The sequence below is a fragment of the Martinezella tropici genome, assembly GCF_003287875.1.
Classification (GTDB): Bacteria; Pseudomonadota; Alphaproteobacteria; order Rhizobiales; family Rhizobiaceae; genus Rhizobium; species Rhizobium tropici_C.
The window spans coordinates 1-362 of sequence record NZ_QMKK01000014.1 but is presented as its reverse complement, the minus strand read 5'-3'; the positions used below and the strand labels follow the sequence as shown (position 1 = coordinate 362).

The window sequence follows — 362 nt, the reverse complement described above, 5'->3', positions numbered from 1 at the left end:
CCCACCAGCCGGCTCTTGCCCTCGCCCCGCTCAGGGGCCGCGATCCGGTTGATGCCGACATCGATGACGGTGGCGCCGGGCTTGATCCAGTCGGCCTTGACCATCTCCGGACGGCCGACAGCCGCCACCAGAATATCGGCACCCCTCGCGACCGAAGCCAGATCCTTCGTGCGCGAATGCGCCGTCGTGACCGTCGCATTGGCAGAAAGCAGCAATTGCGCCATCGGCTTGCCGAACAGGTTGGAGCGGCCGATGACGACGGCATTGAGACCCGACAGGTCCTCGCCGTGGATCGAACGCACCAGCAGCATGGCGCCGGCCGGCGTGCACGAGATCAGCCCGGTTTCGAGATCGCCGGTCGC

At 67.1% G+C, this 362-nt stretch carries 1 pseudogene; it reads right to left on the bottom strand.

The annotated features are described in order from the left end of the window. A pseudogene (locus DQ393_RS00855) lies at positions 1-362 on the bottom strand (bifunctional methylenetetrahydrofolate dehydrogenase/methenyltetrahydrofolate cyclohydrolase); the annotation flags it as partial.